Annotated in this window: 19 protein-coding genes and 1 pseudogene; 8 read left to right on the forward strand and 12 right to left on the reverse strand. The window is 75.1% G+C overall.

The features are described 5' to 3' along the window. Positions 1-12 precede the first annotated feature (12 nt). Positions 13-1,998 (reverse strand): NAD-binding lipoprotein, encoded by a 1,986-nt coding sequence (locus tag ACIQVI_RS19250; protein ID WP_403597197.1) that lies wholly within the window; start codon positions 1,996-1,998, stop codon positions 13-15. 84 nt (positions 1,999-2,082) lie between these two features. After that, positions 2,083-2,850, reverse strand: a complete 768-nt coding sequence (locus ACIQVI_RS19255) for an NPP1 family protein (protein WP_403597200.1) — start codon at positions 2,848-2,850, stop codon at positions 2,083-2,085. A gap of 198 nt (positions 2,851-3,048) precedes the next feature. Between ACIQVI_RS19255 and mgt the strand changes: the two are divergent. The 3 genes and pseudogenes from mgt to ACIQVI_RS19270 all read left to right on the forward strand — a co-directional run. After that, positions 3,049-4,294: pseudogene (mgt, locus tag ACIQVI_RS19260) on the forward strand (macrolide-inactivating glycosyltransferase); the annotation flags it as partial. Positions 4,295-4,430: 136 nt separating this feature from the next. After that, the gene (locus tag ACIQVI_RS19265) at positions 4,431-5,009 is read left to right on the forward strand and encodes a PadR family transcriptional regulator (RefSeq protein WP_403597203.1); all 579 of its coding nucleotides are present in this window, start codon (positions 4,431-4,433) and stop codon (positions 5,007-5,009) included. Next, positions 5,006-6,772 carry a sulfatase gene (locus tag ACIQVI_RS19270; RefSeq protein WP_403597206.1) on the forward strand — a complete coding sequence of 589 codons (1,767 nt, stop codon included), beginning with the start codon at positions 5,006-5,008 and terminating at the stop codon, positions 6,770-6,772. The genes ACIQVI_RS19265 and ACIQVI_RS19270 overlap by 4 nt, the downstream gene beginning before the upstream one ends. Before the next feature lie 49 nt (positions 6,773-6,821). On the opposite strand, the gene secD is transcribed toward ACIQVI_RS19270, so the two are convergent. After that, on the reverse strand, positions 6,822-9,101 hold the full coding sequence (gene secD, locus ACIQVI_RS19275; RefSeq protein ID WP_403597209.1) for a protein translocase subunit SecD: 2,280 nt from the start codon (positions 9,099-9,101) through the stop codon (positions 6,822-6,824). Positions 9,102-9,249: 148 nt separating this feature from the next. Next, positions 9,250-9,720, reverse strand: a complete 471-nt coding sequence (locus ACIQVI_RS19280; RefSeq protein WP_403597213.1) for a hypothetical protein — start codon at positions 9,718-9,720, stop codon at positions 9,250-9,252. A gap of 210 nt (positions 9,721-9,930) precedes the next feature. On the opposite strand from ACIQVI_RS19280, the gene ACIQVI_RS19285 reads away from it, so the two are divergent. Next, positions 9,931-10,641 (forward strand): lysophospholipid acyltransferase family protein, encoded by a 711-nt coding sequence (locus tag ACIQVI_RS19285; RefSeq protein ID WP_351973644.1) that lies wholly within the window; start codon positions 9,931-9,933, stop codon positions 10,639-10,641. A gap of 27 nt (positions 10,642-10,668) precedes the next feature. Here the strand turns inward: ACIQVI_RS19285 and ACIQVI_RS19290 are convergent, their stop codons facing one another. The 6 genes from ACIQVI_RS19290 to ACIQVI_RS19315 form a co-directional block, all read right to left on the reverse strand. Then, positions 10,669-11,592, reverse strand: a complete 924-nt coding sequence (locus ACIQVI_RS19290) for a glutaminase (protein ID WP_121833970.1) — start codon at positions 11,590-11,592, stop codon at positions 10,669-10,671. After that, positions 11,589-12,677, reverse strand: a complete 1,089-nt coding sequence (locus ACIQVI_RS19295; RefSeq protein ID WP_403597216.1) for an enoyl-CoA hydratase/isomerase family protein — start codon at positions 12,675-12,677, stop codon at positions 11,589-11,591. The genes ACIQVI_RS19290 and ACIQVI_RS19295 overlap by 4 nt, the downstream gene beginning before the upstream one ends. Positions 12,678-12,787: 110 nt before the next feature. After that, entirely contained in the window at positions 12,788-13,471 is a 684-nt protein-coding gene (locus ACIQVI_RS19300) for a GNAT family N-acetyltransferase (protein ID WP_403597219.1), read from the reverse strand. 287 nt (positions 13,472-13,758) lie between these two features. After that, on the reverse strand, positions 13,759-14,463 hold the full coding sequence (locus ACIQVI_RS19305; RefSeq protein WP_403597223.1) for an RNase H family protein: 705 nt from the start codon (positions 14,461-14,463) through the stop codon (positions 13,759-13,761). A 54-nt stretch (positions 14,464-14,517) separates the two neighbouring features. Beyond that, on the reverse strand, positions 14,518-15,435 hold the full coding sequence (locus ACIQVI_RS19310) for an AAA family ATPase (RefSeq protein ID WP_403597226.1): 918 nt from the start codon (positions 15,433-15,435) through the stop codon (positions 14,518-14,520). A gap of 2 nt (positions 15,436-15,437) precedes the next feature. Continuing rightward, a complete protein-coding gene (locus ACIQVI_RS19315; protein ID WP_403597229.1) occupies positions 15,438-16,646 on the reverse strand; it encodes an RNA ligase in 1,209 nt (402 codons plus the stop codon). A gap of 194 nt (positions 16,647-16,840) precedes the next feature. Here ACIQVI_RS19315 and ACIQVI_RS19320 point away from each other — a divergent pair, with 194 nt between their 5' ends. Both ACIQVI_RS19320 and ACIQVI_RS19325 read left to right on the forward strand, forming a co-directional pair. Further along, positions 16,841-17,224 (forward strand): hypothetical protein, encoded by a 384-nt coding sequence (locus ACIQVI_RS19320; protein ID WP_403597232.1) that lies wholly within the window; start codon positions 16,841-16,843, stop codon positions 17,222-17,224. Between the two features lie 112 nt (positions 17,225-17,336). Next, positions 17,337-17,909, forward strand: coding sequence for a dienelactone hydrolase family protein (locus tag ACIQVI_RS19325; RefSeq protein ID WP_403597235.1), 573 nt, complete (start codon positions 17,337-17,339; stop codon positions 17,907-17,909). A 52-nt stretch (positions 17,910-17,961) separates the two neighbouring features. On the opposite strand, the gene ACIQVI_RS19330 is transcribed toward ACIQVI_RS19325, so the two are convergent. Continuing rightward, positions 17,962-18,393, reverse strand: a complete 432-nt coding sequence (locus ACIQVI_RS19330; RefSeq protein WP_351973427.1) for a protein phosphatase — start codon at positions 18,391-18,393, stop codon at positions 17,962-17,964. 207 nt (positions 18,394-18,600) lie between these two features. On the opposite strand from ACIQVI_RS19330, the gene ACIQVI_RS19335 reads away from it, so the two are divergent. Together ACIQVI_RS19335 and ACIQVI_RS19340 are read left to right on the forward strand one after the other, a co-directional pair. Next, the gene (locus tag ACIQVI_RS19335; protein WP_403597238.1) at positions 18,601-19,782 is read left to right on the forward strand and encodes a YncE family protein; all 1,182 of its coding nucleotides are present in this window, start codon (positions 18,601-18,603) and stop codon (positions 19,780-19,782) included. Positions 19,783-20,003: 221 nt separating this feature from the next. Next, positions 20,004-21,383, forward strand: coding sequence for an NAD(P)/FAD-dependent oxidoreductase (locus tag ACIQVI_RS19340; RefSeq protein WP_351974263.1), 1,380 nt, complete (start codon positions 20,004-20,006; stop codon positions 21,381-21,383). A 75-nt stretch (positions 21,384-21,458) separates the two neighbouring features. On the opposite strand, the gene ACIQVI_RS19345 is transcribed toward ACIQVI_RS19340, so the two are convergent. Further along, positions 21,459-22,250 (reverse strand): hypothetical protein, encoded by a 792-nt coding sequence (locus ACIQVI_RS19345; protein WP_351974355.1) that lies wholly within the window; start codon positions 22,248-22,250, stop codon positions 21,459-21,461. Positions 22,251-22,325 lie beyond the last annotated feature (75 nt).

A 22,325-nucleotide genomic window follows, 5' to 3' on the forward strand; every position in this document is an offset into this window, starting at 1 on the left:
CCGGTCCGGGTGTCAGTCGCCCGGCGCGATGAGGACGACCTGGTCCTCCGCGTGCCAGTACCGTACGCGGGTCTTGGGCGGGTTGAGGCGCATCCCGTGGTCGGTCGCGGTCGCGGAGCGGTAGCCGATGGCGCATTCGCCGCGGCGGGCGGCCGACGCGGCGACGGCGGCGAAGGAGGTCGTCCGGCCGGTGGTGACGTAGTGGGCGGCCGGGCGGAGGTGGAGGGTGTTGCCGGCCGGGGAGAGGAGTTCCTCGAACACAGCGGTCAGGTGCGGGTTCTGGGAGATCTGGGTCATGAGGAGTCCGACGAGCCTGCCGCTGACGACGAAGTCGGCCGCGGAGGACCGGGGCGCGATCAGCCGGTTGCGGTCGTCGGTCATCTCGGTGACGACGGGCATGCGGCGGCCGCTCTCCTCCTCCCTGGCCCGCAGGTGGAGGAGGGTGACGAGCGTCCGGTCGTCCGGGTCGCCGCGGCCGGGGCGGGGGTCGGGGCCGAGCACGATGACGACGTCGTAGCCGGTGAGGTCGAGGGCGTCGGTCGTCGACCGCAGCGCGGGGTCCCCGGGATGGTGGCGGACCGGCATCCGGGAGGCGAGGGCCTCGGCGACGGACCGGACGGCGGCGGCCGTCGCGGCGCGCGGCGCGGCCACCACGTCGAGGGTCGAGCCGGGCGGTGTGCGCCGTGACAGCTGGTCGACGATCCGGGGCGCCCTGCGGTTCCAGCCGAGGAGGAGGACCCGTTCGGCCGGGGCGGGGGCCGGGGGCGGGGCGTGGGTGAGGGCCCTCGGGTCGTGGGGCACGGGGAGGTCGGTCAGCCGGGTGGAGTACGCGTCCCGGGCGATCACGAGGAGGTCGTCGCCGTCCCGGAACCGGGCGGGGAGGGGCGGGTTGAGCGTCACGGTGCCGTCGTCGTGGGCGATGCCGACGGCGATGGACTCCGGGCAGGACCCGGCGGCCTCCTCGAAGGTCAGGCCGGACAGGCGGGGGTCGCGCAGGGTGTGGAACTCGTGTCCGGCGAAGTCGAGGAGTTCCTGGTGGACGAGGGAGAGCCCCGGCTGCCGGGCGCAGTCGACGACGAGCCGGGCCGAGATGTCGTCCACGTCCAGGACGGTGGTCCGGGGGCCGCCGGCCAGCCGGGCGGCGGTGAGGTGGCGGTCGTCGCGGACGGCGGCGACGACGCGGACCCGCCGGTCCTCCCCCAGGGCGGCCGAGAGGGAGAGCAGGGTCTTGACGGTCTCGGCGTCGTCCCGGGGGTCGTCGCGCGGCAGGACGAGGACGCAGTCCGCGGTGGCCGGGCTCACCCGGGCGAGGGCCACGGGGTCGGCGGGGCGGCCGGTGCGGCACAGGACGCGGGTGCGGCCCGCGGCGCGGGCGGTGGTGTGCAGGTCCTCCTCCATGGCGGCCTTCTCCCGGTCGGCGAGGACCGCGATCACGCGGCGGTGGCGGCCGGTGCGGGCGGCGACCAGTTCGGAGACGACGGTCGGGATCTGCTCGGACCAGCCGAGGACGACGGTGTGGCCGCGCTCCAGGATCGCGGCCCGGCCCCGATCGAGGGCCATCAGGCGGTCGGTGAGGCCGGTGGTGATCAGGCTGACCAGGGTGGAGACGTAGAGGAGGGCGATGAGGGCGAGGAGGACGGACAGGGCGACGCGCAGGGGCGGTCCGACCTCGCCGCCCAGGCGCATGGTCTGTCCGGTGCTGCGCCAGACCGCCGCGATCCTCGATCCGAGGGTGGCGGGGGCACGCTGGTCGGTCCAGACGAGGAGGGCGCTGACGGGGACGACGAGCGCCAGGCAGCCGAGGGCGAGCCAGCCGCAGAGCGCCGGTATGCCGCGGGCGAGGGTGGTGTCGAACCAGTAGCGGAGGCGCGCCTCCGCGGAGGGGGCGGGGTACGGCGGCCGGGGCCGGGCGTTCGCGGTGTTCGCGGCCCGGTCCGTTCCTGGGCCCCGTGCGGCGTTCCGCTGTCCGGGAACGACCCTGTTGCCTTCTTTGCGCACGTCGGCAGCGTGGCGCCCCGTCGTGTCCGGCGGGGCGCCATCGCCGTGGATTCATCCCTTCGTGATCGTCCGGAGGGGGGTGGGTCAGCCGTTCGGGTCGAAGGTGATCCCGGCGGGTTTGGCCTTGGCGAGGTGGTCGGCGAAGCTTCCGTCCTTGAGGCCGAAGTGGGCGCTGCCGAAGTCGGCGGAGACGAGCTTCTCGCGGATGCCTGCGGGGTAGCCGTTCCAGCCGACCAGGGTCGGGAACTGCCAGGTGTGCCGGTGGTTCTCGGGCGGTTCGTCGTTGGTGTTGGCGGGGCGGAAGCAGTGGGTGCCGATGCCGTCCTTGTGGTAGACGACCTTGGGGTGGTCGCCGTCCCAGCGGATCCGGTCGCGGGCGTAGGTGTTGAACTTGCCGTGGGCGGAGGTGGAGACGTACTCCGCCCGGCCGTCGCGCACCCACACCACGACGTGCTCCCAGTCGTGGCGGTGTCCGCCGAGGCCGCTGCCGGCCACCGCCTGGTCCTTCTCGAAGTAGAGGCCGTAGAGGATCGCGCACCAGCCGTTGTCGCACTTCGCGCGGGAGTATCCGTTGGTGGAGGCGAGGTCGGAGGCGTCGCGGCACTGGCCGTTGAGGGCGCCGGACGGCTTGAGGCCGCCGTTGAGCGTGCCGTCGGGGCCGATGGCGGCGGTGGGGTAGCAGCCGTCCGTGTCGTAGTCGAAGGCCGGCTGGAAGGCCCGTTCCAGTGCGTCGGCGTTGCCGGGCAGGGCGGGGGGCGGTGCGGCGAGCGCGCTGCTCGGGAGGGCGACGATCAGCGCGAGGGCACCGGCGAGGGCGAGGGCGCCCCGGGCGGCGTACGCGGGTGTCTTCAACTGCGCCCCCTTGGGTCGGACGGCGTCGGGCGGGGTCTTGCGGGGGCGTACGGCGGCGCGGGGTGCCGCACGGCACGCGCCATCGTGGCATGACCTCGTCAATAAAGGGAGACGCCGACCACTCCGAACGGTGAACGCCGACCGTCCGGCGGCACCCGCCGGAAGAAACCCGCCGGGCGCCGGACCACCGGACCCGGCCTTTCGCGAAAACAGCTAGACGATACGTATCGTCTCGCCTAAGGTGGTCGTCATGACCACCGCTTCCCCCGCCCACATCGCCATGTTCTCCATCGCCGCCCACGGCCACGTGAACCCCAGCCTGGAAGTCATCCGCGAGCTCGTCGCCCGGGGCCACCGCGTCAGCTACGCCGTCCCCGCCTCCTTCGCCGCCAAGGTCGCGGAGACCGGGGCCACCCCCGTCGTCTACACCTCGACGCTGCCGACCGACGCGGACCCGGAGGCCTGGGGCACCGAACTCATCGACAACATCGAGCCGTTCCTGGCCGACGCCGTGCAGGCGCTCCCCCAGCTCGCCGAGGCCTTCGACGGGGACCGGCCGGACCTGGTGCTCCACGACATCACCTCGTACCCGGCCCCCGTCCTCGCCCACACGTGGGGCGTCCCCGCCGTCTCCCTCTGGCCGAACCTCGTGCCGTGGGAGGGGTACGAGGAGGAGGTCGCCGAGCCGATGTACGCCGAGCTCAAGGCCTCGCCGCGCGGCAAGGCGTACTACGCCCGGTTCGAGGAGTGGCTCGCCGGGCACGGCATCGACACCCACCCCGACCGGTTCGTCGCCCGGCCGCGCCGCGCGATCGTCCTCATCCCGCGCGCCCTCCAGCCGCTGGCCGACCGGGTCGACGAGTCCGTCTACACCTTCGTCGGCGCCTGCCAGGGCGAGCGCGCCGACCAGGGCGAGTGGGAGCGGCCGGCCGGTGCGGAGAAGGTGCTCCTGGTCTCGCTGGGCTCCGCCTTCACCAAGCAGCCCGGCTTCTACCGGGCCTGCGTCGAGGCGTTCGGCGACCTGCCGGGCTGGCACGTCGTCCTGCAGATCGGGAAGTTCGTCGACCCGTCCGAGCTCGGCGCCCTGCCGGACAACGTGGAAGTGCACTCCTGGGTGCCCCAGTTGTCGATCCTGCGGCAGGCCGACGCCTTCGTCACCCACGCGGGCGCGGGCGGCAGCCAGGAGGGCCTGGCCACCGCCACCCCCATGGTGGCCGTGCCGCTGGCCACCGACCAGTTCGGGAACGCCGACATGCTCCGGTCCCTGGGCGTGGCGCGCCACCTGCCGCTGGAGGAGGTGACCCCCGAGCGGCTGCGGGAGTCCGTCCTCGCGCTCGCCGGCGATCCCGGGGTGGCCCGCCGCGCGCGCGAGATCCAGGAGTCGATGGCCCGCGAGGGCGGCGCCCGGCACGCGGCCGACCTGATCGAGGCCGAACTGGGCTGATCCTCCGCTCCCCCGCCGTCGCCGCGATTGTGAACAGCGCGATAAGGGGCACCCGGACCCGTTGCCCCCACCGTCCCCGTGCCGATAGGAATCACCGCACATACGTGATTCCGCACATAGCCGGTGAGGAGGAGCCGTGGCCCTGGAGTACGGGCTGCTCGCCCTGCTGTCGTTCCGTCCGCTCTCCGGATACGACCTGCTCAAGTGGGTCGAGACGGAGGGGCAGTTCATCCGCTCGCGGATCCACCACAGCCAGATCTACCGGCTCCTCGGCCGGATGGTCGCCGACGGCCTGGTGGACTACCGGGTCGATCCGCGCGAGGGACGGCCGGACGCCAAGGTGTACCGGCTGACGGAGGTGGGCCGCGAGGCCCTCCTCGCCTGGGTGCGCTCCCCGTACGAGCCGGTCAGCCGCTTCCAGGACCCGGACTTCCTCACCCGGTTCGCCTTCGCCGCCTCCCTGGACCGGGAGGCGGCCCTGCGGCTGATCGACACCGAACTCGCCCACCGGCGCGCGCAGATCGCCCGCAACCGCGACCGGGACCGCACCCTCGTCTTCGAGGACCCGCTGCCCGAGGTGGACCAGGGGCTCGCCCGGCGGGTCTTCGAGGAGATGCACCGGCACGGGGCCGCCTCGGTGGACCGGTGGGTGGAGTGGCTGGAGCACGTGCGCGCGCTCCTCGCGGGCCCGGCAGAAGGGAAGTCCGTCCGATGAGGGCGATCATGGTCATGTTCGACAGTCTCAACCGGCGGATGCTGCCGCCGTACGGCGGCGACCGGACGCACGCCCCGAACTTCACGCGGCTCGCCGCCCGTACGGTGACCTTCGACCGGGCCTACGCCGGATCGATGCCGTGTATGCCGGCCCGCCGCGAACTGCACACGGGGCGGTACAACTTCCTGCACCGCAGCTGGGGGCCGCTGGAGCCGTTCGACGACTCGATGCCCGAGCTGCTCAAGCGGAACGGCGTCCACACCCACCTCGCCAGCGACCACCCGCACTACTGGGAGGACGGCGGCGCCACCTACCACGGCCGCTACAGCACCTGGGAGTTCTTCCGGGGACAGGAGGGCGACCCGTGGAAGGGGCAGGTCGCGGAGCCGGAGATCCCCGAGGACCTGAAGCGCTTCCGCCCGGCCGTCTACCGGCAGGACTGGGTGAACCGGCCCCACATGGCGACCGAGGACCGGCACCCGCAGACCCTCACCTTCGACGCGGGCCTGGAGTTCATCCGCACCAACCGCGCCGAGGACCGCTGGTTCGTGCAGATCGAGACCTTCGACCCGCACGAGCCGTTCTTCAGCCACCAGCGGTACAAGGACCTCTACCCGCACGCCTACGACGGGCCGCACTTCGACTGGCCCGACTACAAGCGGGTCGTGGAGAGCGACGAGCAGGTCGCCCACGCCGGGTACGAGTACGCCGCCCTGCTCTCCATGTGCGACCACTCGCTGGGCCGGGTCCTGGACGCCATGGACGAGCACGGACTGTGGGACGACACGCTCCTGGTCGTCAACACCGACCACGGACTGCTGCTCGGCGAGAAGGGCTGGTGGGGGAAGTCCGTGCAGCCCTGGTACAACGAGCTGGTCCACCTGCCGCTGTTCGTCTGGGACCCGCGCACGGGCGGCGCGGGCGAGCGGCGCGACGCCCTGGTGCAGACCGTCGACCTGGCCCCCACGCTCCTGGAGTTCTTCGGCGTCGAGCGCCCGGCCGACGTGCAGGGCTCCCCGCTGCCCCTCGCCGCCGGGTCCCCCGCCGTGCGGGAGGCGGGCCTCTTCGGCATCCACGGCGGGCACGTGAACGTCACCGACGGCCGGTACGTCTACATGCGGGCGCCCGTCGCCGCCTCCAACACCCCGCTGGAGGAGCACACGCTGATGCCGACGCACATGCGGGGCCGCTTCACGCCCGCCGAACTGGCCGACCTGGAGCTGGCCGAGCCGTTCGGCTTCACCAAGGGCGTCCGCACCCTGCGAATGGCGGGACGGACCTTCGTCGACCCGTACCGGCACGGCACCCTGCTCTTCGACCTGGAGACGGATCCCGAGCAGCTGGACCCGGTCGTCGACGACGAGGCCGAACTGCGGCTCGCGACGCTGCTCGTGGAGCTGATGCGCGCGAACGAGGCGCCGCCGAGCCAGTACGCGCGGCTCGGGCTGCCCGCCGAGGGGCCGGTGACCGGGGACCACCTGCTCGTACGGGCCCAGCGCGAGCAGGCCCGGCGGGCCGCGCTGCCGCTGCCGCGCGCCGAGGACTACCCGGAGGGGCGCCTGTCCCTGCGGACCCCGGTGGCGGCGCTGCTCGGCGACCCGGTGGCGGCGGAGGTCCTCGAACGGCACCTGCCCGGGATCGCGGACTCGGAGCTCCTGCAGTTCCTGGGGCCGACCCCGCTGATCGACGTCGCCGCCATGGCGGGCGGCACGGTGCCCGCCGAGAAGCTCAGGCTGGTCGCGGAGGAGCTCGCGAAGCTCTGACGCCTCCCCCGTCACCCCGCCGTACGGGCCGGGGTGACGGGGACGGGGGTCAGACGACGGCGCCCGTACGGCGGCGCGGCGCGGGAGCCCTCGGGGCGGGGGCCGGCCGGCGGGTCTCCAGGGTCACGGCCAGCGGGATCGCGGTGAAGACGGTGGACGCCATGCCCAGGACGACGCCGGCGAGCAGCGCGACCGAGAAGTCCGTCAGCGAGTCCCCGCCCAGGACGGCGAGCGCCACCAGGACGAAGAGCGCGCCCATGCCCGTGTTGACCGTGCGCGGCAGGGTCTGGGCGACCGCCCGGTCGGCCAGGTCGGTCAGCGGTACGCCGCCGCCGCGCCGCCGCAGTTCCCGCAGCCGGTCGAGGACCACGACGGAGTCGTTCACCGAGTAGCCGACGACGGTCAGCAGGGCGGCCAGGAACACGCTGTCCGCCGGCTTGCCCAGCCAGGCGAACAGGCCGATCACCAGCAGGACGTCCTGGGTCATGGCGGCGACGGCGGCCGTCGCGTACGTCCAGCGGAACCGCACGGTCAGATAGAGGAGCTGGGCCGCGACCGCCAGGCCGAGCGCGAGCAGGGCGTGGGTGCGCAGCTCGCTGCCCAGGCTCGGGCCGATCAGGTCGTCGCGCTCGACCGTGACCGGTCCGGCGACCCCGGTGAGCGCCTCCCCGATCTCCCGCTGCTCGCCGTCGCCGGTCTCCTTCACCCGTACCGACACGTCCCCGTCGCCGGTGGTCTGCACGACGGCGTCGGGGAAGCCGGCGTCCGCGACCGCCGCGCGGGCCGCGTCGGCGTCCACCGGCCGGTCGGCCGCGTACTGGACGACCCGGCCGCCGGTGAACTCGACGCCGAACTCCACGCCCCGGACGCCGATTCCGGCGAGGGCCACCAGGAGGAGCCCGGCGCAGCCGGTCAGCCAGCGGCGGCGGTGGGCCGTCAGGCGCGGGACGCGCCGGGTGAGGCAGGTCCGCAGCCGGCCGAGTCCGGCGATGCCGGTCACCGCCGGCCGCCTGCGCACGGCGGGCAGCCGGAGCGTCGCGTCGGCGAGCAGCCGGGTGATCACCATGGCGGTGAGGAGCGAGGTCACGACGCCGACGGCGAGCGTCACGCCGAAGCCCTTGACCGGACCCGTGGCGAAGACGAACAGCAGTCCGGCGGCGAGCAGGGTGGTGACGTGGGAGTCCGCGACCGCGCTCCACACCTTGCCGAACGCCGTCGTCACCGGCCGCCGCAGATCGCGTCCGGCGGTCCTGCCCAGGGCCGCGTACTCCTCCCTGGCCCGTTCGAAGACCAGGACGTTGGCGTCGACGGCGATGCCGACGGCCAGGACGAAGCCGGCCAGGCCCGGCAGGGTGAGGGTGGCGCCCAGGGCGACCACGGCGGCGTACGAGATCAGGCCGTACAGGAGCAGGGCGACGGTGGCGAGGAGGCCGAGGAGCCGGTAGACGGCGATGACGAAGAGGCCGGTGCAGGCGAGGCCGATCAGCGCCGCCAGGGCGCTGGCCCGGATCGCCTCCGCGCCGAGCGTCGGGCCCACGGTGCTCTGCTCGACCGTCGTCACGGGGACGGGCAGCGCGCCGCCCTGGACGAGCGCGGCGAGGTCGCGGGCCTCCTGGCCGGAGAAGCCGCCGGTGATCTGCGCGGAGCCGCCGCCGATGCCCGCCCCGCAGGGGACGCCCGTCTGCATCGCGGGCGCGGAGACGATCCGGTCGTCGAGGACGATGGCGACCCTGCGGGCCGGGTCGCCGGGGGACGCGCAGGCGGCGGCGCCGGTGATCCGCGCCCAGTCGCCCGCGGCCCGGTCGCGGAAGGAGAGGTCGACGGTCCAGCCCCGGCCGCTCGTGGCGTCGAGGACGGCCTCCGCGCTCTCGACGCCGTCGCCGGTGAGGGCGGGGGCGGCCAGGGTCAGGAAGCGGCCGGGCGCGTCGGGGTCGGCGAGGACGCGGGTGCCGTCGGCGGCGGCCGGTCCCTCCGTCCCGCCGGTGACGGCGTGGAAGGTGAGCTGGGCCGTGCGGCCGATGGTCTCGGCGGCCTTGCGCGGGTCGCGCAGACCGGGGAGTTCGACGACGATGCGGCGCTCGCCGGAGCGGGCGAGGGAGGGCTCCGCGACGCCGAGGCCGTCGACGCGCTTGCGGAGCACCTCCAGGGCGCGGTCGGTGGCCGCGGCGTCGGCGCGGGTGGTGGGTCCGTCCTCGGTCTGCAGGACGATGCGGGTGCCGCCGCGCAGGTCGAGTCCGAGGCGGGGCGGGGTGGTCAGGGCGATCCAGAGGGAGAGCGCGACGACGGCGAGCGCGAGGAGCGCGCGCCAGAGGGTGGCACGAGAGGACATGGGTGTCTCCACGGGCGGCGCACGGGTCGGCGGACGCGGTCCCTGGGGGCGCGCGGGGGCCGTTCCCGTGCCGGGGCGTACGGTCGGAAGCGCGTCGGCGACCGGTCCGTGGACATGCCGGGGTCCCGGACGGCGACGCGGGGGAACGTCAGCTGTGCCGGGTGGAGGGAGGGCCCCGCGGGTCCCTCGGGACGTGCGGCCCGCCGGGCGGCGCCCGCTCGCGGCGGGGGTCGCCGGCGAGGAGGCCGCGCGGCGGGAGGGAGAGGTCGACGGACACGGCCGCGGGGGCGGCGGGCGCCGCCGGGAACCGTACGGAGTGCTCGACGACGGCCGGAAGCCCCACGACGGCGGCGGGCGCGAGGTGCGGCTCCGGCGGGGCGAACCGGTGGACGGGGACGGACGCCGGGCTCACGGCCGGGACCGTACGGGCCTGCACCGGGGCCGTACGGTCCCCGGAGGTCCGGTCCGGGGAGGCCGGAGTCACGGCCCCGGGCGAGGAGGCCCGGGTCGTACGGGTCGTGGCCGGGTCGGCGGTCGCCGGCGGGGTCAGGAGGAGGGACCAGATCGCGCAGAGGAGCGCGGGGACGAGGGTCGCGAGGCGTCGCGCGGAGCGTTCCACCGTCCGGCACCTCCCCTCGTCCGTGACGGTCCGTCGCGCCGGGCCGTCCGCGGCTCAGCGTAGACCGGCGGGGAACGCGCCCGGTCACCGGCTCCCGTCCTGAGTACGACGGGGCGCGACGGCTGAGTACGTCCGCCCATGCCGGGGCCGCCCCGGTCCCGCGACGATGACGGGGTCAGCGCATCGTCCTCGGCTCCAGGGGGCCCGTCCGTGCTCAGCCGCATCGCCGCCCGCGTCGTCCCGTTCTTCGGGCGACTGACCGTCACCGCCGACCCGGGTGCGTCCCTCGCGCCCGGCAGCATCCTGGTCGTGAACCACACCTCGCTCGCGGACCCGGCGCTCGTGCTGGCCGCGCTCCGCCGGCGGCTCGCGGTCGAGCCCGTCCTGATGGCCACCTCGGGGCTCTGGCGGATCCCGGTCCTCGGCCGGGCGCTGACCCGCGAGGGCCACGTGCCCGTGCACCGGGGCACGGCCCACGCGGCGGCGGCCCTCGACCGGGCGGCGGTCGCGCTCGCGTCGGGGCGGCACGTGATGCTGTACGCGGAGGGGCGCATCCCGCCGCGCCGGGACTCCGCCGAGAACCCGCCGGAGGCGTTCCGGACCGGGCTCGCCCGGCTCGCCCTGGCCACCGGGGCGCAGGTGGTGCCGATCGGTCAGGCGGGGGCCCGGCGGATCACCTCCGGCGGGCGGGCGAAGCAGCTCGCCGGGGTGCTCACGGCGCCCGTCCGCAGGCCCGGCCTGCACGTCCACATCGGGGCGCCGCTGACGCTGCCCGCCGACGTGGCCGAGGCGACGGCGCTCGCGCACGGGGCCGTCACCGAGGCCTGGCGGACGGCCGCCGGGGCCCTGGGCGAGCCGGCCGCCCTGGGTGCCTGCGGGAGGCCCGTCGAGGCGCCGCGGGCGCGCCGGCGCCGGGGCTGAGGCGCCCGCCCGCGGTCCGGTCCGGGGTCAGAAGACGGACAGGCCGGTGATGGTGGTGAACCGGTCGAGGGCGGCGACGCCCGCCACCGAGTTGCCCCGGCTGTCCAGGCCGGGGCTCCAGACGCACAGGGTGCAGCGGCCCGGGACGACGGCGACGACGGCTCCGCCGACGCCGCTCTTGCCGGGGAGCCCGACGCGGTAGGCGAACTCCCCGGCCGCGTCGTAGGTGCCGCAGGTGAGCATGACCGCGTTGACCTGCTTGGCCTGGCTGCGGGTGAGCAGGCGGGTGCCGTCGGCGCGCAGGCCGTGCCGGGCGAGGAAGCCGGTGGCGAGCGCCAGGTCGGCGCAGGAGGCCTCCAGGGAGCACTGGCGGAAGTACTCGCGCAGCAGGTCGGGGACGGGGCCCGTGATGTTGCCGTAGGAGGCCATGAAGTGGGCGAGGGCCGCGTTCCGGTCGCCGTGGGCGGCTTCGGACGCGGCCACTCCGGCGTCGAAGGCGAGGTCCGGGTTGCCGCTCTCGGCGCGCAGGAAGGCGAGGAGGCTTCCGGAGGCGTCGCCGGTGAGGCGGTGCAGCCGGTCGGTGACGACGAGGGCGCCCGCGTTGATGAACGGGTTGCGCGGGATGCCGTTCTCGTACTCCAGCTGGACGAGGGAGTTGAAGGGGTCCCCGGAGGGTTCCCGGCCGACGTGGGTCCAGAGCGTGTCGCCCTCTCCGGCGAGGGCGAGCGCGAGGGTGAAGACCTTGGTGACGGACTGGGTGGAGAAGGGGCGGCGCCAGTCCCCCACCCCGTAGACGGTGCCGTCGAGTTCGGCGACGGCCATGCCGAAGTCGGCGGGGTCGCCGGCGGCGAGGGCGGGGATGTAGTCGGCGGGGGTGCCCCGGTCGGCGAGCTCCGCGACCTCCTCGGCGATGCGGTCCAGTACGGGCTGGAAGGAGGTGGTCGTGGTCATGCGCGGGCCCCGGGGGCCGGGCCGGTCGCCCCCTCGGCGGCGAGGCCCAGGTCTCCGTCGGCCGGCCGCGCGAAGTAGCGGGCGACGTCCTCGTCCGTGACCTCGCCGAGGGTGGCGGGGGTCCAGCGCGGGTCGCGGTCCTTGTCGATCACCTGGGCGCGGATGCCCTCGACGAGGTCGGGGGTGGCGAGGGCGGCGCGGGAGACGCGGTACTCCAGGTCCAGGACCTCCTCCAGGGTGGCGAGGGCGCGGGAGCGGCGGAGGACGGCCAGGGTCGCCTTGAGGGCGGCCGGGGACCTGGTGAGGAGGGTGGCGGCCGTCTCCTTGGCGGCGGGCACGCCGGTGTCGAGGAGGCGCTCGACGATCTCCTCGGCGGTCGGGGCGGCGTAGCAGGCGTCGATCCACTCCCGCTGTCCTTCCAGGACGCCGGGCGGGGGCGTGGCGGAGTGGCGGGCGACGGCCTCGTCGGCCGGGAGGCGGGTCAGGTCCCCGGCCAGGGCGGGGAGTTCGGCGGCGGGGACGTACCGGTCGGCGAGGCCGGTGAGGATCGCGTCGGCGGCGCCGACGGGGCCGCCGGTGAGGGCGAGGTGGGTGCCGAGTTCGCCGGGGGCGCGTCCGAGGAGGTGGGTGCCGCCGACGTCGGGCACGAAGCCGATGCCGGTCTCGGGCATGGCGACCCTGGAGCGTTCGGTGACGACGCGGTGGGAGCCGTGGGCGGAGAGGCCGACGCCGCCGCCCATGACGATCCCGTCCATGAGCGCCACGTACGGCTTGGGGTAGCGGACGATCCGGGCGTTGAGCCGGTACTCGTCCCGCCAGAAGTCCGCCGAGGCGGAGCCCCCGGCGCGGGCGTCGTCGTGGATGGCGCGGATGTCGCCGCCCGCGCACAGACCGCGCTCGCCCGCCCCCTCGATCACGACCGTCTCCACGGCCGGGTCGTGTTCCCAGGCGGTGAGGGCCGCGTCGACGGCGAGGACCATGGCGTGGGTGAGCGCGTTGATGGCGCGGGGCCGGTTCAGGGTGACGAACCCGGCGCGGCCCTCCGTCCGCAGGAGTACGTCGGTGGTCGCGGTCGGCACGGTCACTCGGTCCCTTCGGGCGGTACGGCTCGCTGTCCCGGCCACCGTACCGGGGCGCGTGCGACCGCCGCCCCGGGGAGCCGGGGCGGCGGTCGTGGGCCTCGGGCGTCGTGGCCTCAGGCCGGGAGCAGGTCCTGGGGGACGCGGACCCGGCGCGGGGCGGACATGCGGAGTTCGACGATGTCGCGGACGGCGGGCCACTCGTCGTCGAGGACCGAGTAGAAGGCCGTGTCGCGGACGGCGCCGTCGAGGCCGCGGGAGTGGGCGCGGCGGACGCCCTCGCAGGTCGCGCCGAGGCGTTCGATGGCGATCCTGGAGCGGGTGTTGCGGGCGTCGGCGCGCAGGGTGATGCGCCGGGCCCCCCAGACCTCGAAGGCGTGCCGGAACATGAGGTACTTGGCCTCGGTGTTGATTCCGGTGCCCCGGGCCGCGCCCGCGATCCAGGTGTTGCCGATCTCGGCGGCGTCCGGGACGGCGGTCAGCGGATCGCCGTGGGGCATCCCGGGGACGGGGGGCCAGACCAGCGGGCCCCGCCAGTAGTCGAGTTCGAGGAAGCGGGTCGAGCCGACGACCCGTTCGTCGGCCGTACTGACCACGGCGAAGGGCAGGCACCGGCCCGCCGCCTGGTCCGCGAGGGCGCGGGCGATGTAGTCGAGGGCCGATTCGAGGCCGTCGGGCACGGGGGTGAAGGCGTAGGCCGATCGGTCCGCCCCGCCGGCCCGGGCGAGGGCTTCGGCGTGCCGCATCGCCAGCGGCTCCAGGCGCACGGAGCGCCCGGTCAGGAGAACAGGTACTGGCACGGAACCTCGGGTCTTTCACGGGCAGGGAAGGCTCCCGTCGCGGAGGGTCCGCGGCGGTAGCTGGAGGGAGGTTCTCGCCGGTGCCGACCATGTCGTGAGAACGACGAATGAGCAGGTGAGAGCGGTTCGTCACCGGTGCGAGGAGGACAGTATGCAGCCCCGGCCGCTCGGAGAACAGAACCCCGGACGAACCCGCGTACACGGGTGGGTGAAGCCTCGCGCGCGCCCCGGACGCGCCGGTCTCACGCAACGGACGGGGCCGCCCGCCAGTCGGACGGCCCCGTGGTTCAGACGCAGGTGGGATGGCCCCAGCCGTCGGGGTTCTTGCTGATGGTCTCGCCCTTGTCGTAGGCCTTGCCGCAGCGGCAGCGGCCCGCGAATCTCGCCTTGAGGGTGCCGCCGGACGGGCGTGTCCGGCGGGTGGCGGAGGCGTTCGCGGAGCCGGTCCGGGAGCCGGACGGCGCGGAGGAGCGCGGGCGGGGCGCGGAGGCCCTGGCGGGCGCCTCCGGCGGGGGCAGCGGGGATCCGGAGTCGGAGCTCGCGGCCTCCTGCGTGCGGGCGCTGTGGCTGGCCGCGCGGTCGGCGGCGTCGTTGAGGGGGTCGCCGTCGACCTGATGGGCCGGGGTGTAGACGAAGTCGACGTCGCGGCCGGTGAGGAGCGCGTCGATGCGGACCACGAGCTCCTTGTTGGCGACGGGGCTGCCGGAGGCGGTCTTCCAGCCCTTGCGGCGCCAGCCGGGCAGCCAGGTCGTGACGGCCTTCATGGCGTACTGCGAGTCCATGCGGACCTCGACGGGCACGCCGGGGTCGAGGACCTCCAGGAGTCTTTCCAGGGCCGTGAGTTCGGCCACGTTGTTGGTCGCCCGGCCGAGCGGGCCCGCCTCCCAGCGGTCGACCGATCCGTCGGACCGGCCGATGACCCATGCCCAGGCCGCGGGGCCGGGGTTTCCCTTCGACGCGCCGTCGCACGCCGCGATGATCTTTTCCACCATCCCACGATCCTGACACGGCGCCGGGGGCGGCCGGTGCCGCCCCCGGGCCGCCGGTCAGAAGGCGCCGTAGTTGACCTGCCAGGTGGGGAGGCCCATGCGGCGCCAGAGGGCCACGACGCGGTCGCGGTCGTCGAGGGAGACGCGGACGGCGTAGCGGTGGCGGACGTGGGCGTCGAAGAGCTCCGCCTTGACGAGGTCGTCGCCCCGGCCGTCGCCGGAGGCCCGCATCCACAGCTCGTCGTACGGCACCTCGTGGCGGGCGAGCCACTCCTCGGTGAGGGCGCGGTGGTCCTCGCTGCGTCCGGAGAGCAGGACGATCCGGTCGCGCTCGGCGCTCCGGAAGGCCCGCAGGGCGTCGCGCACGGAGACGTTGAGGACGTCGCGGTCGCAGCGGGTGAAGTCGTACGGGCCCCGGTCGACGCGCAGGGCGAGGGTGCCGTCGATGTCGCACATGACGGCGGTGGGGAGCGCCGGGTCGGCGACGTAGGGCTCGGTGGCGGGCCGGTCGTTCAGCCAGTCGGCGGTCAGGCGCCAGCCGTTCCGGGAGGCCTTGGCGTGCTTGTCGGCGAGGATCCGGATGATCTCCTCGCCGACGGGCCGCTCGCGGGCGGCGTCGCGGCGGACGCACTCCTCGACGGGCACGCCGGTGAAGTCGTGGACGGCGAAGGTGACGTCCAGGCCCGCGACGGCGGCCTTGAGCCGCTTGGGGATGTGCGGGGTCAGGTGGGTGTTGTCGACGACGACGTCGAAGCCGCCGTCGACGGCCGCGCGGACGGTGGCGTCCTGGACGGCGAGGACGGTCTGCTCCCGGGTGTGCGAGCGGCCGCGCTCGGGGTCGGGCAGGTCGAGCATGGTGCGCAGGTCGTCGAGGTTGACGCGGCGCACGCGTCCCTCGGCGTCGGCCTGCAGGGCGCGGGCGGCCGTTGTCTTCCCCGAGGCGGGAAGTCCGGTCATGACGTGGACGACGGGCACGGTCAGTTCTCCTGGTCGTGGGCGAAGGGGTCGGTGGCCTCGGGGCGGACCTGCCGCCAGAGGAGGAGGTCGGTGGGGCGCCCGTCGAGGCGCTGGAAGAGGGCGGCGCGCAGGCCCTTGTCGGGCAGCACGGCGGCGGCGCGGGCGAAGGCGGCCCGGTCGCCGGTGAGGTGGGCCAGCCGGGCGTAGGCCTCGTCGACGGCCCGCTCGCGCGCGGCGGCGGCCGTCTCCAGGCCGGCGATCACCCCGCGCACCCACTGGTCGAACTCGTCGGGGACCTGTTCCAGGAGGGCGTCGAGGGGCTTTCCGCCGGAGGCCTCGACGTCGGCGACGGAGCAGCCGAGGCCCTTGGCGACCTGCCCGGCGGGCAGGCCGGCGAAGCGCTGGATGCCGTGGCCGCGCCAGATGTCCCGCTCGGTGACGCCGGTGAGCACCTTGTGGAGGCGGACGTACTCGCTGAGCTTGGCCTTGGCGCGCAGGCCGGAGGCGAAGCGCAGCACGAAGCCCTCGGCGTCGGTGCCGGTGGCGGGGCGGCCGCCCGGCAGGGTGTTGGACTCGGTGAGGGCGACGAGTTCGTCGAGGGTCGCGACGGACCAGGTGCGGACGACGCTGCCGAGGGGCGCCCAGGAGGCGGCGGCCCCGGCGAGGGGCACCTCGGTGCCGTCCGGGCCGAAGGCGGCGAGCAGGACGAGGTCGCGGCGCTCGCCGTAGTTCACGACGATCCGGTTGCCCGGGTAGAGCATCTCGGCGAGGTACGTGGTGCCGGGCACCAGGCCCGTGGTGTCGGCGGCGTCGAGGCGGCGCTGCGCCCAGACGGCCTGGGAGCTGGTGAAGGAGCCCTTGGAGGCGGCGTGCCAGCGGCCCGCGTAGTGGAAGACCACGGCGAGGCTGCCGTCGACCTTGTCGTACACCTCGAAGGGCTCGTCGGGCAGCGGGGGCGCGTAGGGGCTGCCGGTGGCGTGCTCGGCGAGGTTGAAGAACTTGGGGAGGGGCAGTCCGACGATCCGCCCGGTGGTGTCGTCGGCGACGAGGCCGCGGCAGCGCAGGGTGGCCCGGTTCCAGTGCTGGGCGTACTGGCACGCGCGCGTGTACGTGTAGATCGACAGCGGCAGCTCGGGGTGCGGTTTCCGCGTCACGTGCCCGTCGGCGAGGGCGGCGGCGAGCTCGTCGGACGGCATCAGGTCGTGCAGAGTCAGGGTGTCCTGGCTCATGGGGTTCCCCTCCCGTGGTGTTCGATGATCCATTCTCGGACGGAAGGGACACAAAGAACAGTGATTATCGGACCGGGAGGCGTCCGTCGGGGTGACGAGCGGGCTCCCGGGCCCGGTCGTGTCGGTGGTGCCCCGTAGACTCGCCGTCGCCCTGTCGGCGACGGACGCCGGCGCAGACGAAGGAAGCGAGCCCCATGAACCACGCGGACGGCACGGCACCGATCTACGCCGAGCTCATACGGGAACGGGGGGATGTTCCCGGTGACGTCCGCCAGACCGCGGAGGAGGTCCTGCGGGACCTGAGCCGGGTCATCCGGGTTCCTCCGCAGGGCGCCCCCGCGCCCCAGGCCGGCGTCCCGCACGCGGGCGCGCCGCACGCCGGGGCCGGTGCCCCGATGGGCCAGGGCGGTCCGATGGGGCAGGGCGGTCCGATGGGTGCCCGGGGTCCGGTGGGTCAGGGTGGCCCGATGGGCCAGGGCGGTCCGGGCGGTCAGGGCGGTCCGATGGGCGTCACCGGCCCCATGGGCGTCGTGGGCCAGGCGGCGGGCGCCGTCGTCGCGCACCGGCCGCAGCGGTAACCGTCCCCCTCGCCCCGTGCCGGGGCGTTGTCGGTGCCGTGCGCCATGCTGCCTCCCGGGAGGCTCGCGCCACGAGGGCGCGGGCCGCGCACGGCGACCAGGGGACGACGACATGGCCGAGATTCTGCTCTTCCACCACGCGCTCGGGCTGACGGAGGGCGTCCGCGCCTTCGCGGACGGGCTGCGGCGCGCCGGGCACACGGTGCACGCGCCCGACCTGTACGACGGGCGCACCTTCGGCGACCTGGAGACCGGGGTCGCCCACGCCTCGGAGACCGGCTTCGCGGAGCGCGCCGACCGGATCGCCGCGGAGCTGCCGGAAGCCCTGGTGTACGCCGGGTTCTCGCTCGGCGTGATGCCCGCCCAGCGACTGGCGCAGACCCGCCCCGGGGCGCTCGGCGCCCTTCTGATCAGTGCCTGCCTGCCGGTGGACGTCTTCGCGGAGAAGTGGCCGGAGGGCGTGCCCGTGCAGGTGCACGGGATGGACGCGGACCCCTACTTCGCCGGCGAGGGGGACCTGGCGGCGGCGCGCGAGCTGGTGGCGGGAGCGGCGGACCGGGAGCTCTTCCTGTACCCGGGGACCGCGCACCTGTTCACGGAGCGCGGCACGCCGTCCTACGCGCCGGACGCGACGGCGCTGTGCGCCGAGCGGGCGCTGTCCTTCCTGGAGGACATCGGGGCGTGAACGGGCCAGGGGCCCGTCTCACATCGTGAACCGATTCGCCCCGGGACCCCACTCACACCGTGAACCGGCTCACATAGCGGCGCTGCCAGGGCGTCTCCACGGCGTGCCGGTCGTAGTGGCGGCGCACGTACGCGACCGCCTCCCCGGCCGGGACCCCGTCGAGGACGGCGAGGACGGCGAGGGCCGTGCCCGTACGGCCCCGGCCGCCGCCGCAGGCGACCTCGACGCGCTCCCCGGCGGCGCGTTCCCACGCCCGGGTGAGGACGGTACGGGCGGCGTCCCGGTCGGCGGGGAGCCGGAAGTCCGGCCAGCGCAGCCAGACGGACTCCCAGGGCACCTCGGGGGGCGTCCGGCCGAGGAGGTGGACGGCGTACGTCGGGGCGGGGCCCCCGGGCAGCGGGTGGCGCAGGCCCCGGCCGCGCACCAGGCGCCCGGAGGGCAGCCTCAGGACGCCCGGGGCGGTCTCGGTCCACAACTCGGTCATCGCGCCACCGTAACCGCCCGGGCGCCCCTCCCGCCGGGGGAACGGGATCATCCGTTCGGCCGACCCCGGTGTCGTCCGTCCCGCCACCGGGCGGGGGCCGCCCGGCGGACCGTACGGGGGCGGGGCCGGGCGGAGGATCGGTACAGGGCGCGGACCCGCCGGCTCCGCCGGGGGTGTCCGCGCGGTCGCCGTACCGAGGAGTCCGTCATGACGAAGTCCCGCCGTCCGTCCCGTACCGCCCGGGTGCTGCTGCCCGGCGCGCTGGCCGCCGCCCTGCTCGCCGGGTGCGCCCAGGGCTCCGGGGGCGCGGCCGGGGCGGCCCCGGCGGCGTCCGGCAAATCGACGCCCGGGAAAGCGGCGTCCGGCAAAGCGGCCCCTTCCTCGGCGGCCGTGACTCTCTCCCCCGGCGGCGGGCCCGCCCCGAGCACCCTGCTCGTCACCGACTTCGGCTCCGACACGGTCACCTTCGTCGATCCCGCGCGCGGGGCCACCGGGTCCGTGGAGGTGGGCACCGCGCCGTACGGTCTGGCGCTCGGCGCCGACGGGCGCGCGTGGGTGGCGACCGCCGAGGGGGTGGCGGTGGTGGACACCGCGGCCCGGAAGCGGCTCGCCCTGATCCCGTACCGGACGGACACCGGGCCCGTGACCACCGGCGAGTACCGGGGCGGCGGCATGGGCATCGCGCTCGCGCCGGACGGGCGCCGGGCGTACGTGGGGGTCAACGTGCCCGGCGGGAACGGCGCCCTGGAGGTGGTCGACACGGCGGCGCTGCGGGTGACGGACGCGGTGCCGGTCGGCCGGCGCCCGTTCGACGTGGACGTGTCGCGGGACGGCGCCGAGGTGTACGCGACGAACCACGACTCCTTCGACGTCACGGTCGTCGCGGCGGGGACGCTGGAGCCCCGGCGGGTGGAGGTCGCCCCGTACGGCACGGAGGGCGGGCTCGGCTCCTGGCTCAAGCCGCACTACGCGGCGGTGCGGCCCTCGGACGGGAAACTGCTGCTGCCGTTCGAGGGCGAGCGGCTCGCCGTGGTCGATCCCCGGACGGGCCGGACGGAGATCGAGCCGATGACCGCGAACACCCATCAGCACGGGGTGGCCGTGACGGCCGACGGGACGCTGCTCGCCGTGGGCACGGGGCCGATCGACCCGGACGCGGACCGGGGTCCGTCCCTGACGGTGCGCGCGCCGGACGGGACGGAGCGGGTGCATCCGCTGGAGGGGCCGCACGAGAGCGTGACCGTGTCCCGGGACGGGCGCACGGCCTATGTGACCGGCGGGTTCACCCGGGACGGGTACTGGGACGGCCTGACGGTCGTGGACCTCGCCTCGGGCGACTCCCACCGGCTGGCGGCGGGGTCGCGGCCGCTGGGGATCGTGGTCCTCTGACGGGAGGTCGGGGCCGGACGGCGGAAAGGGGCGGTGAGAACGGCTGGAGGGGGTAGCCGAGAGCACGATCGGCGGAGCCGGGGTGGACCCCGTCGAAGAGCGATTCATCGGCAATGGCGATAAAAAGGGTGAACAAGGGGTAGTCGGCAAAAACTTGCCCTGTGGTCGTCCCCGGCCACGGCCCATGGCTCCTTGCACGCTCCTACGGAAGGGCGGACAGCGTGACGCGACCGAGGATTCTCGTGGTGGGCGCCGGCTTCGCCGGAGTGGCCTGCGTACGGAGGCTCGAACGGCGGCTGGCGGAGCGGGAGGCGGTCATCACGCTCCTTTCACCGTTCTCGTACCAGCTCTATCTGCCGCTGCTCCCCCAGGTCGCGGCGGGGGTGCTGACCCCGCAGTCGGTCGCCCTGTCGCTGCGGCGCAGCGAACGGCACCGGACCCGGATCGTCCCCGGCGGGGTGGTCGGCATCGACACGGCCGCGAAGGTCTGCGTGGTGCGGACGATCTCCGGGGAGTACGTGAACGAGCCGTACGACCATCTCGTGCTCGCGCCCGGCAGCGTGACCCGGACCTTCGACATCCCGGGGCTCACCGAGCACGCGCGCGGGATGAAGACGCTGGCGGAGGCCGTGTACGTCCGCGACCACGTCATCGCCCAGCTGGACCTGGCGGACGCGAGCAACGACGACGCGGAGCGGGCCGCGCGGCTGCAGTTCGTGGTGGTCGGCGGCGGCTACGCCGGGACGGAGACGGCGGCCTGCCTCCAACTGCTCACCCACAACGCGGTCAAGCGCTACCCCCGGCTCGACCCCGACCTCATCAAGTGGCACCTGGTGGACATCGCGCCCCGGCTCATGCCCGAGCTGGGCGAGAAGCTGGGGAAGGCCGCGACGGACATCCTGACCCGGCGCGGCATCGAGGTGTCGCTCGGCGTGTCGGTGGCCTCGGTGGACGAGAAGACGGTGACGCTCACCGACGGGCGCGTGCTGCCGAGCCGGACCCTCATCTGGACGGCCGGGGTGGCGGCGAGCCCCCTGATCGGCACGCTCGGCACGGAGACCCTCAAGGGGCGGGCCGTGGTCACGCCCGAGATGGCCGTGCCGGGGCTCGACGGGGTGTGGGCGCTCGGGGACGCGGCGGCGGTGCCCGACCTCGCCAAGGGCGAGGAGGGGGCGGTCTGCCCGCCGACGGCCCAGCACGCGATGCGGCAGGGCAAGGCGGTCGCCGACAACCTGGTCTCGACCCTGCGCGGCGAGCCGCTCCACCCGTACCGGCACAAGGACCTGGGGCTCGTGGTGGACCTCGGCGGGATGGACGGGGTGTCGAAGCCGCTCGGCGTGGAGCTGCACGGGATGCCGGCGCAGGCCGTGGCCCGCGCCTACCACTGGGGCGCGCTGCGGACCAACGTGGCCAAGACCCGGGTGATGACGAACTGGCTGCTCAACGCCCTGGCCGGGGACGACTACGTGCGGACCGGGTTCCTGGCGTCGAAGGCGGGGACGCTGAAGGACTTCGAGTACACCGACGCCTATCTGTCGCCGGATCAGGTCCGCAGCCACACCGCGTCGTTCCGCGGGGCGGTGGCGTCCGGCGGGAGCTGAGGGACGGAGACGACGCCACGGGGCGCCCGGCGGAGGGCCGGGCGCCCCGTGGCGTCGTCGCGCGGACGGGCGGTGTCAGCGGGCCAGTTCGGTGGCCGGGCCCATGACCACGACGGGTTCCCGGGCCGGGTCGAGGGCGCGGAGCAGGTCGCGCAGTTCCTCCCGCTCCAGGGTCACGCAGGCCTGGGTGGGGCCGCCGTGGTCGACGTGGATCCAGACGCCGCCGCCCTTCTCGGCGCCGAGGGGGCGCTCCTTGTCGAGCGGGCTGCGGCCGGGCACCCGGTTGTAGTCGATGGCGACGACGTGGTCGAAGGAGCCTTCGAGGGGTTCGCCCGCGAAGCCGGTGCCGCTGATCGCGAACTGGTCGTCCCGGTCGTACGGCAGGAGGGTGCCGGGATCGGGCAGCCGGCCGCCCGCGTCGCCGAGCCGGAAGACCCCGATGGGGGTGCGCAGGTCGCCCGCCGTGTGGTCGGCGGTCCAGCCCCGGAGCGCGTTGTGGGTGCGCCAGGGGCCGCCCCGGACCTTCCAGCCGCCGGCCGGGTCGCGGGAGTAGAGCGTCGCGGTGGACCGGGGGGAGTCGGCGGAGGCGCCGGTGACCACGAGGGCCTGGGAGGTGCCGTCGGGGACGGCGGCGTGGGTGACGGGGCCGACGCCGGGGAGTCCCGGCTCGGGGACCGGGGCGGAGGTGATGCTCCCGGCGGCCCGGCCCGGCGGACCCGGGGCGGGGTGGGCGCCGTCGGCGGGCACGGTCGTGGGCGTGGGGGCGGGGGCGGGCGGGGTGGCGGGACTCCCGCAGGCGGTGAGCAGCAGGGCGGCACACAACGTGCCGGCGCTCAGCAGTGCGGGGGCGCCCTTGCGGACGGGCATGGGACGGCATTCCTCCTGACCGGGGGGACGGTGCAGCGATCCGTACCCGTTCGCCGGGCGGGGCTGCCGCCGGCC

The organism is Streptomyces sp. NPDC098101, from assembly GCF_044760185.1.
In the GTDB taxonomy this organism is placed as follows: Bacteria; Actinomycetota; Actinomycetes; order Streptomycetales; family Streptomycetaceae; genus Streptomyces.

Bases quoted from the DNA above. Each gene is read 5' to 3' on its own strand.
- secD (WP_403597209.1), bottom strand. From the start codon at position 9,101: ATGTCCTCTCGTGCCACCCTCTGGCGCGCGCTCCTCGCGCTCGCCGTC.
- ACIQVI_RS19305 (WP_403597223.1), bottom strand. From the start codon at position 14,463: ATGGTGGAAAAGATCATCGCGGCGTGCGACGGCGCGTCGAAGGGAAAC.
- ACIQVI_RS19315 (WP_403597229.1), bottom strand. From the start codon at position 16,646: ATGAGCCAGGACACCCTGACTCTGCACGACCTGATGCCGTCCGACGAG.
- ACIQVI_RS19320 (WP_403597232.1), top strand. From the start codon at position 16,841: ATGAACCACGCGGACGGCACGGCACCGATCTACGCCGAGCTCATACGG.
- ACIQVI_RS19330 (WP_351973427.1), bottom strand. From the start codon at position 18,393: ATGACCGAGTTGTGGACCGAGACCGCCCCGGGCGTCCTGAGGCTGCCC.
- ACIQVI_RS19335 (WP_403597238.1), top strand. From the start codon at position 18,601: ATGACGAAGTCCCGCCGTCCGTCCCGTACCGCCCGGGTGCTGCTGCCC.
- ACIQVI_RS19270 (WP_403597206.1), top strand. From the start codon at position 5,006: ATGAGGGCGATCATGGTCATGTTCGACAGTCTCAACCGGCGGATGCTG.
- ACIQVI_RS19325 (WP_403597235.1), top strand. From the start codon at position 17,337: ATGGCCGAGATTCTGCTCTTCCACCACGCGCTCGGGCTGACGGAGGGC.
- ACIQVI_RS19290 (WP_121833970.1), bottom strand. From the start codon at position 11,592: ATGACCACGACCACCTCCTTCCAGCCCGTACTGGACCGCATCGCCGAG.
- ACIQVI_RS19345 (WP_351974355.1), bottom strand. From the start codon at position 22,250: ATGCCCGTCCGCAAGGGCGCCCCCGCACTGCTGAGCGCCGGCACGTTG.